At 27.1% G+C, this 251-nt stretch carries 1 protein-coding gene; it reads right to left on the reverse strand.

From position 1 onward, the window contains the following. The coding region (locus SH09_RS13790) for an aminoglycoside 6-adenylyltransferase (RefSeq protein ID WP_042740198.1) at positions 1-242 on the reverse strand (242 nt) is incomplete at its 3' end. Positions 243-251: the final 9 nt, after the last annotated feature.

The raw sequence follows: 251 nt of genomic DNA on the forward strand, positions 1-251 counted from the left end.
GGGAATAATTCCATATCTTCTGGTTTCTGTATAAACAATAATTCTCCAAATAAACTTAACCAACTTTCTTCATGTGTGAAATACTCAATATCTGATACGAAAAAAGCAAAATCATAATCTTGAAACTTATCTTTTTTTATATTTTCATTAGTTCTTGAACCCTCGAGAGCAATAATTTTTACATTGCTTCGTTGATAAGCAAATTCAGAAACTAAATTTAAAATTTCTTTTTCAGTCCTCATTGTTTTTTC

It is taken from the genome of Staphylococcus gallinarum (assembly GCF_000875895.1).
Classification (GTDB): Bacteria; Bacillota; Bacilli; order Staphylococcales; family Staphylococcaceae; genus Staphylococcus; species Staphylococcus gallinarum.